The sequence below is a fragment of the Endozoicomonas sp. SESOKO2 genome, from assembly GCF_024606245.1.
GTDB lineage: Bacteria > Pseudomonadota > Gammaproteobacteria > Pseudomonadales > Endozoicomonadaceae > Endozoicomonas_A.
The window spans coordinates 1-1147 of the sequence record NZ_JAHHPQ010000794.1; the positions used below are offsets into that span (position 1 = coordinate 1).

At 45.2% G+C, this 1147-nt stretch carries 2 protein-coding genes; both read right to left on the bottom strand.

Features of this window, described 5'->3' with window-relative positions; genetic code table 11:
• Positions 1-344 precede the first annotated feature (344 nt).
• Positions 345-656 (bottom strand): translation initiation factor, encoded by a 312-nt coding sequence (locus KDK17_RS18805; RefSeq protein WP_257253025.1) that lies wholly within the window; start codon positions 654-656, stop codon positions 345-347.
• A 21-nt stretch (positions 657-677) separates the two neighbouring features.
• A partial coding sequence (locus KDK17_RS18810) for a DUF2333 family protein (RefSeq protein ID WP_257288795.1) occupies positions 678-1147 on the bottom strand: 470 nt, incomplete at its 5' end.

The following is a 1147-nucleotide window of genomic DNA, read 5'->3' on the forward strand; positions in this document are numbered from 1 at the left end:
GTCATACACGGTGTTTTCATGGTCCATTCAAATGTACCTTTTTATGCCATGAAAAATACTTTTCTTCGCTCATGGCTATTTTATGCGGGGAAACATCTCATCTTCCCAAAATGAAAAACGTCCTTAAACAAGCTTCCTAATGCGTTTTATTTCCCCAGAGTACCGCATGTACTTAGCACGTATGTACAACGTAAAACCCTTCAACCGAGTCTATATCTCAAAGAAAACATCTATCCAGTGTATACAAAATAAACAAATCGAGGTGATTAATTTTTATTCCGCCTTAAAAAGAGGTACTTCCACAAAGAAAAAGAGTGTTTTTTACCGTAGAGTTTTTCTCTTACTTAACCTCCTGAACGTTTGGCGTCGTATCCGGCGCTTTTGAGAACATCTACCATAACATCCACATGATCCCCCTGAAGCTCAATATTGCCGTCTTTTACAGCACCACCACCGCCACAGCGCTTTTTCAGCGTCTTGGCGTAGGCCTTAAGGTCGTTACCCGCCAGCGGCAAGCCAGTGATTACAGTGACCACTTTGCCACCACGACCTTTCTTTTCAGGGCGGACACGGACGTTGCCATCTCCCACTTCGTCCTTAACCTTTTCTTCCTTAATGCGACCCATATCGGTCGAATAAACCAGTTTGCTGCTCATTTTTTATCAGGATATCCGATCTTAACCTTTCTCAAGCAGTCGGCGCAGATCGATGATTGCAGCATTGGCTCGAGAAATATAATTGGCCATGACCAGTGAATGGTTGGCCAATATGCCAAACCCACTGCCATTGAGAATGAATGGACTCCAAACAGTATCCTGAGTGGCTTCCAGTTCGCGAATAATTTGCCTCAGGCTGATAGTAGCGTTCTTTTTTTCCAGTACATCAGCAAAGTCGATCTCTATCGCTTTCATCAGATGAATCAGTGCCCAGGAAGAGCCACGAGCTTCATAGAAAACATCATCGATTTGGGTCCAGGGTGTTTTTACTTCCACCAGCGTATTTGCTTCTGTGGACTGCGAAGCTTCGGCATCCCCGGCCAGATCAGTATTAATGCGCGGTTTGCCGACACTGGCACTTAACCTTTGGGAAAGACTGCCCAGACGGGTTTCAACATCAGTCAGCCAACGGGTCAGGTTATCAGCACGGG